The 7,057-nt window shown below is 69.1% G+C and carries 8 protein-coding genes; 3 read left to right on the top strand and 5 right to left on the bottom strand.

The features are described 5' to 3' along the window. The coding region (locus tag ON45_RS11310) for an inositol monophosphatase family protein (RefSeq protein WP_040493969.1) at positions 1–288 on the bottom strand (288 nt) is incomplete at its 3' end. 52 nt (positions 289–340) lie between these two features. Beyond that, positions 341–640 (bottom strand): hypothetical protein, encoded by a 300-nt coding sequence (locus ON45_RS11305; RefSeq protein ID WP_148288647.1) that lies wholly within the window; start codon positions 638–640, stop codon positions 341–343. Positions 641–700: 60 nt separating this feature from the next. On the opposite strand from ON45_RS11305, the gene dinB reads away from it, so the two are divergent. Genes dinB through ON45_RS11290 form a run of 3 tightly spaced genes read left to right on the top strand, consistent with a single transcriptional unit; the run spans position 701 to position 3,105 of the window. Then, positions 701–1,999 carry a DNA polymerase IV gene (dinB, locus tag ON45_RS11300; RefSeq protein ID WP_051062920.1) on the top strand — a complete coding sequence of 433 codons (1,299 nt, stop codon included), beginning with the start codon at positions 701–703 and terminating at the stop codon, positions 1,997–1,999. A 7-nt stretch (positions 2,000–2,006) separates the two neighbouring features. After that, positions 2,007–2,744 (top strand): trimeric intracellular cation channel family protein, encoded by a 738-nt coding sequence (locus tag ON45_RS11295; RefSeq protein WP_158412363.1) that lies wholly within the window; start codon positions 2,007–2,009, stop codon positions 2,742–2,744. A 31-nt stretch (positions 2,745–2,775) separates the two neighbouring features. After that, the gene (locus tag ON45_RS11290; protein WP_158412362.1) at positions 2,776–3,105 is read left to right on the top strand and encodes a DUF3040 domain-containing protein; all 330 of its coding nucleotides are present in this window, start codon (positions 2,776–2,778) and stop codon (positions 3,103–3,105) included. A gap of 12 nt (positions 3,106–3,117) precedes the next feature. Here the strand turns inward: ON45_RS11290 and ON45_RS11285 are convergent, their stop codons facing one another. The 3 genes from ON45_RS11285 to ON45_RS11275 form a co-directional block, all read right to left on the bottom strand. Next, on the bottom strand, positions 3,118–5,391 hold the full coding sequence (locus ON45_RS11285) for a transglutaminase TgpA family protein (RefSeq protein WP_040493964.1): 2,274 nt from the start codon (positions 5,389–5,391) through the stop codon (positions 3,118–3,120). Beyond that, positions 5,388–6,560 carry a DUF58 domain-containing protein gene (locus tag ON45_RS21435; RefSeq protein ID WP_051062918.1) on the bottom strand — a complete coding sequence of 391 codons (1,173 nt, stop codon included), beginning with the start codon at positions 6,558–6,560 and terminating at the stop codon, positions 5,388–5,390. Before ON45_RS21435 ends, ON45_RS11285 begins: the two co-directional genes overlap by 4 nt. Positions 6,561–6,602: 42 nt before the next feature. Continuing rightward, positions 6,603–7,057, bottom strand: a 455-nt coding sequence (locus ON45_RS11275) for an AAA family ATPase (protein ID WP_040493962.1), incomplete at its 5' end; no start/stop codon positions are given.

Genomic DNA, 7,057 nt, shown 5'->3' with positions numbered 1-7,057 from the left:
GAAGTTGACCGTGCCGTCGATCGGGTCGATGTGCCACTCGTACTCCGACTCACCGCGATGATTCGCGCCCTCCTCACCGACGATCGAGTCGTCCGGGCGCGCCGCGCGGATGCGTTCGACCACGAGCGCCTCGGTCGCCCGATCGAACTCGGTGACCGGGTCGACTGCGCTCGACTTGGTGTCGTGCGTCGCACGCGCCCCGGGACCGAGGTCGCGGCGAGCGCGATGCGCGAACGACCCGGCCTCGCGGGCGATGTCGTCGCAGAGGGAGCGGAGTTCGTCGATCATCCGTTCACCCTCGCACTTCGCGTCCGACTCGGCCGCGCCCTCCGCACAGAATTCACCAGGACGTGTTCGAGGAGTGGCCCGCGCGTTCACGGTCGTTGACCTCGCGCCACTCGCCGAGCGCTCGCATCACGAGGACCGCGACGATCGCCATTCCACCGGCCGCGGTGACGGCACCGACGAGGAGACCGATGCCGGTGGGAATCGCGCAATCACCGTCGCACTGCAGTTCGACGAGCGAGTAGCCGATCAGGCCCCCTGCCAGTCCGCTGAGCAGGATCGCCGCGAACGCACCGATGCGGACGCCCACCGAGGGGATCGCCGAGAGCGGGCGGTCGGTTTCGGAGGAGGACATCGACGCGCAGGCTAACGCTGTGAAGAGGAGCCGGGCGGTCCGGCCAGCGATACTGGGCTGATGGAGTCGCCGCGTGCCAGGACGATCCTGCATGCGGACATGGACGCGTTCTTCGTGTCGGTCGAACTGCGCCGCCATCCCGAACTCGTCGGTCAGCCGGTCGTCGTCGGGGGAACCGGGAATCGCGGCGTGGTGGCCGCTGCGTCGTACGAGGCGCGTCGGTTCGGCGTGCACTCGGCGCTCCCGTCGGCGATCGCCCGCCGCCGGTGTCCGCACGCGGTGTTCCTGCCCGGCGATCACGATCACTACGGCGAGGTCAGTGGCGAGGTGCGCGAGATCTTCGACCGCTACACGCCGCTCGTCGAACCGTTGTCCCTCGACGAAGCGTTCCTCGACGTGACCGGATCGCTGCGGCTGTTCGGCGACGGTCGCACGATTGCGGAGCGAATCCGTGCCGAGATCTCCGACGAGCTCCGACTGGCGTGCAGCGTCGGCGTCGCCCCGAACAAGTTCCTGGCCAAGCTCGCGTCGGTGCAGGCGAAACCCGTGGCGCACGCGCAGCGGATCGACCCCGGAGAGGGGGTCACCGTGGTGGAACCGGGAACGGAGCAGGACTTCCTCGACCCGCTGCCGGTACAGCGGCTCTGGGGAGTCGGACCCGCGACCCTCGACAAGCTGACCCGCCTCGGCATCTCATCGGTGCGTGACCTGCGCCGGATCGACCTCCCGGTGCTCACCACTGCCCTCGGAGCCAACCAGGCGCAACACCTGGCGGCACTCGCGGTGGGTGCCGACGACCGCGAGGTCGAGCCGTTGCGCGAAGCGAAGTCCATCAGCCACGAGGAGACGTTCTCCGAGAACGTGCACGGCGCCGACGAACTCCGGCGCCACATCGTGCGGCTCGCCGACGCCGTCGCGCATCGCCTTCGTCGCGCCGATGTGGCCGCACGTACGGTCACGTTGAAGGTGCGCTTCGATGCCGGATTCCGGACGATTACCCGCTCGATCACGCCGCCCGATCCCGTCAACACCGGACCGGCGATCGTCGATGCGCTGTCGCCGCTGCTGGCCGGCATCGACCCATCTCCTGGCGTCCGGCTGATCGGGGTCGCCGGCTCCAACCTCGGCCCGATGTCCGCCCAGCTCTCGCTCCTCGACGATGCTCCGGCCGACGACGCCACGTCGGCGATCGACGCGATCCGCGAGCGGTTCGGGATCTCGTCGATCGCTCCCGCGTCCACCGTCGAGGGCGGCCGGGTGCGGGTGACGAAGAAGGGTGCCCAACAGTGGGGGCCCGATGTTCGGTCGAGTCGTTCGGGCGATTCCGAGGATCGAGATCGTCCGGGCGACGCGCGATGATCACCGGATGCCCGGCAGCTCGTTGATCGCACAGGCAGCGGCCGACGGGACCACCGAAGTCCTCGGCGTGCTGCAGGACGTGCTCGAGTACGCCGGCACGATCGCGTTCGCCATCTCCGGGGCGATGCTCGCCGCACGCAAGCGGATGGACATCGCCGGCGTGGTGGTGATGGGCTGCATCGTGGGCGTGGGCGGTGGAACCCTTCGCGATCTGCTCCTCGGAGAGGTGCCCGTGTTCTGGGTGGCCAGCCCGACGTTCATCCTCGTCGCCGCGCTCACCGCCATCGCGGCGATCCCGCTGCACCGGGCCGGGATGATCCAGTGGAGCGAGCGCTACAACCTGATCGTGCTCAGCGATGCCGCCGGAATGGCGTTGTTCGTGATCACGAGTGCCAACGTCGCCTTCCTGGCGGGCGCCTCGCCGATCTCCGCGGCGATTCTCGGGGTGATCGGCGGAGTCGGTGGTGGAATCATCCGCGACCTCCTCGCGAACGAGGTCCCCGACGTACTCCGGAACGGCGAGTACTACGCCACCGCCGCATTCGTCGGAGCACTGCTCTACGTGGCACTGGTGGAGCTCGATCTCGACCCGCGAGCCGTGTTCTGGATCCCCATCGCGGTGATCTTCGGGATCCGAGTCCTGTCGATCTCGCGGGGCTGGGGGGTGCCGGTGCTGTCCCTCGAGGGTGGTCGCGCCGATCGAACGCTCGATCATCCCGGTGAGGAACCTGACCGACCGCGTTGAGGAACGCTCGCCGACGTGCGATGATGATGTCGTGCCACTGTCCGAAGACGAGCAGCGCATCCTTCGTCAGATCGAAGAGGAGCTGGAGCAGGACCCCACGTTCGCTCAACGCGGCTATCGCGTGTCGCGGCGTCGGTCGGCGCTGCTGGTGCTCGGGCTCGTGCTCGGCCTCGCCGTCACGGTGGTCTGCCTTGCGGTCAGCTTCATCGCGGCGTTCGCCGCGTTCTTGTTCGTCGTGTTCATGGCGGTCAAGTTGGAGTCCGAGATCCGACTCCTGGGCCGTGAACAGCTCGGGCAACTGCCGATCTCGGCATGGTTGCACGCTCGTCGCCCCGACGAGCAGAGCGACGTCGCCGACTGATCAGCGCCGGCTTCAGCCGAGGTGCGTGAAGTACCGCCGGGCGCGGTCCGCCGGGCCGAGTGAGTCGGTGACGGCCCGTTCCACCTGACGGACCCACTGCGCACAGTTCTCGAGGAGGCTGACCCCGTACTGTCCGGGATCGTCGAGGTGATCGACTCCGTCCGGTGCGTAGTTGACGTACGTGATCACCTCGGCCAGCGCCTGCATCGGTCGCGCAGCGACCGGGAAGACGTGGGCGGTTTCGACCGCCGTCTCGGCGGGTGTCCGCCCGGCAGCGTCATCGAGGCCGGTTGTCTCCAGTGCGTCGATCGCGCGGGCCCACAGGTGCGCCACCTGTGACCGCGGTGATCGAACCGCCGATCGGCGGACCCGGCGAATCAGCGCCGGGAGCGCGATCACGAGCCCGACGAAGGCCACGGCCAGCAGCACCCGCCACGGGATTCCGCCGCTGTCGTCGGTGGTCGCAGCCGCGACGTCCGAACCGGTCGGCTGGTCGCCGAGGTCGGGGACGGCCGGCACGGTGGTCGCTGAGGGGTCGAGTTGACCGGGCACGATGGTGGTGGCCGGCGCCGGCGCCGAGGCCGGGGGAGCGGCCCCATCGGCGTCGGCAGCGTCGCCCGGACCTTCCGCCTGCTGCGGCTCGACACCGGTGTACTCGGTCGCCCCCGGTGCGCCCCGGGTGGGGGTCGGGTCGAAGGGCACCCAGCCGATTCCGTCGAACCAGACCTCCGACCACGCGTGGGCGTTTCGGCCCAGGACCGAGTACAGGCCATTGCCGTCGTCGTCGCCCTGCGTGAATCCGACGGCGACGCGAGACGGGATCCCGATCGATCGCAACATCGCCGAGTACGCCCCGGCGAACTGCTCGCAGTATCCGATCCGATTCTGGAGGAACGATTCCAGCGCGTTGTTGTTGTGCCCCTCCTGGACCTCGAGGCTGTACGTGAACTCGTCCGGGTCGCGCATCCAGTCGTGCAGCATCCGCGCGGCTTCGAAACTGGAGGTGGCGCCGGCCGTCACCTCGAGTGTGGTCTCGCGAATCGATTCCGGGAAATCGGCGGGGAGTGCGGTGTAGATCGCGTCGCCGGGATCGTTCGACGTGGCCGTCGAGAGCACTGCTGCGGAGAATTGCGGGGAGGCCGAGAGCACGGAGAACTGGTCCCCCGACTCCAGGTCGCCGCTGGTCTTCAGGATCGTCGCGTTGACCTCGCTGAACCGGAGGTCGGCGTCGCCTTGCGCAACGATCGGATCGGCGGCGGCGGGGAGCAACTGCCCGCCGAGCGCGGCAATCGTGATCTCCTGCTGGATGTCGGTGGAGTCGGGACGTTCGACCGCGATGGTGCCGTCTGCCCGGACGAGCGGACCATCCGGAAGCCGCCACGTCGTGCCGTCGAACTCCGACAGTGCCGATGATCGCCAATAGGAGGGCGCGTTCGCCTGGACGGTGAAGAGTTCGGTGGTCTCGCGATTGGTGAGTCGAGATCGGATGTCGACCAGCGGACTGGTCACCTCGGTGACGCTGCCGCTGCCGCCCCCACGCGTTTCGTAGATCGGCTCCGCGTCGGCTCCCGGGAGGCGCGGTCCGATGACACCGGCGATCAACCCGACCGACAGCGCGGACCCGAGTGCGACCGGAAGTGCGGTCGCGAGGCGGCCCCGAGCGCGACCGACGGTGGTCACCCGTTCCGGCGCATGGTGGTAGCGCAGCACGATCGTGGCGACCACGCCGGCCGCGACGAGGGCGGTCGTCGATGCGATCCGGTCGCGGTCGGTTCCGAGCGCGGCCACGAACACGAACAGCACGCCGCCGGGAACCAGCGCTTCCGCGCGTGCGTAGGCCCGGAACGCGAACGTGTCCGACAGCAGCACGGCCGCCGCGATCCCGATGGCAGCAAGTGCGTCCCAGCCACCGGCGAACGGGACCGGGGCCACTGCCGACCGGAAACTCTCGCCGACCACGTCGAGGTCGAATCGGAACAGTTCCCACGTGTCCGACGTGGGGAGCAACAGACTGTACGACTCTCGGTAGTAGGTGAACCCGATCAACCACACGAGCGCGAATCCGGTGATCGGAAACGCGATCCAGATCGGCACGCGCGTGCGGCGGAGAACCAGCGCGACCGCGTGGCCGACGAAGGCGACGGCGACCAGATTGTCGAACCAGTCCCATCCGCTGAACACACGAGCGAAACCCGCTGCGACGGCGACCGAGTACAGGAACAGCGCCGCTGACGCGCCGACATCGGCGGCGAGTGAATGCGTCTCCTCTCGATGTTCGGACGTCACCGCTTGCCTCCTGCACGGGCTCCTGCGCCGACCGGTCGCCGGACACCGGCGCGTCCGACGAGCGCATTCCAATTCGAGAGGAATTCTGCCTCGGTCCGCGCGGTCACACCGATCGCGGAGCGGGTTGTTTCGTCGGTTGTCACCATGACCGTGGCCTGCGTCGGATCGACCACGCTCCGGGCGCGCCGATGACCGGTGGCGTCACGCGAACCGGCGATCGAGACGAGCAGACCGACGCCTTCGCCCGACTCGTGATCGAACATCGGCAGCGGCGCTCCGTCCGGCTGGACCTCGGCGAGCACCCGCAGCGCGTCCGCCGCGACGTCGGGTCCGCGGAGGTCGACGTCACCGGAGACGAACCGTGTCACCAGGTCGGCGTGGACGGCGCTCAACGCGAGGCTTGCTGCCGCGGTGACCGCCCGCTCGAACGACATCGGGTCCGCATACGAATCCGGGTCGGTGTCGAGGACGATCAGCATTCGCCGCAGCCCTTCGACCTCGTGCTGTTTCACCAGGAGACCGTCGCTGCGCGCCGACGCGCGCCAATGGATCGTCCGCGGCTCGTCACCGTCGACGTACTCGCGCAGCCCGTGGAATTCGCCGGGGCCGAGTCGACGCGCCTGGGCCAGGAGATGACGCCCGAGCGGGCCGCTTCCGAGCTCGGGCATCGCGAGCTGATGCGAACGGGGAGCGACGGTGATCCGATCGGTGCCGGCGACCAGACGGGTTCGGCGGAGCAACCCGAGCGGGTCGGTGACGACGGCCTCCAACGGACCGAGGTCGATCGCTCCGCGTTGGGATGTCGGGAGTTGGTAGGTGGCCGTGACCGTTCCGCGAGCCGGCATCGGCTCGACCGAGAGTTCGGCGACGTGGTCGGCGACGTGCGCCCGGCGTACCCGCTCGCGGAGCGTGAACCGGGTGGAACGGAGCGCTCCGGTGTGGCGGAGTTCGAGGTCGACGTGGCCCACATCGCCGGCGACGAGAATCGATGGCCGGATCCGGCGCGCACCGGACACGTGGGGGGAGCGCAGACCGACGAAGGCGACCGCGGCCACGAAAGCGCCGGCGAATCCGGCGCCGATCACGAACAGTTCGACCACGCCGAATGCGCGTCCGATCGCGATCGCGATGAGAGCGGCGACGATGGCGAGCAGGCCGTATCGGGTCATCGACGACGGATCCTCACGTCGGCCTGGCTCACCGGGGTTCCGTCACGTCCGCGCCACCGGGACGGGAACCGCGGCGAACACCTCCCGGATCGCGTCGTCCGCGGACATCCGGGACGCGTGGTCCGGGCTGATGACGATGCGGTGCGCGAGCGCAGCCGTGCCGACGAACTTCACGTCATCGGGAGTCGCGTAATTGCGGCCCTTCGCCGCAGCCTGCGCCTTGGCGGCGGCCGCGAGCTGGAGGGTGGCGCGGGGCGACAGACCGAGTTCGATGGCCGGGTGGCGTCGACTGGCGTCGGCGAGGTCGACGAGATATGCCTTGAGGGCCGAGGCCATGTAGACCGATCGCACCGCCTCGATCATCGTGAGGACCTCCGCGGAACTCACCACCGGCTGCAGCGCAGCGATGGCGTCGCTCGACCCGCCGTCGTCGAGCATCTGCAACTCGGCCTCGCGACCCGGGTAGCCGATGGAGATCCTCAGCAGGAACCGGTCGA

It is taken from the genome of Ilumatobacter nonamiensis YM16-303 (assembly GCF_000350145.1).
Classification (GTDB): Bacteria; Actinomycetota; Acidimicrobiia; order Acidimicrobiales; family Ilumatobacteraceae; genus Ilumatobacter_A; species Ilumatobacter_A nonamiensis.
The sequence above is the reverse complement of the archived record's forward strand: the minus strand, read 5'-3'. Positions and strand labels throughout refer to the sequence as shown.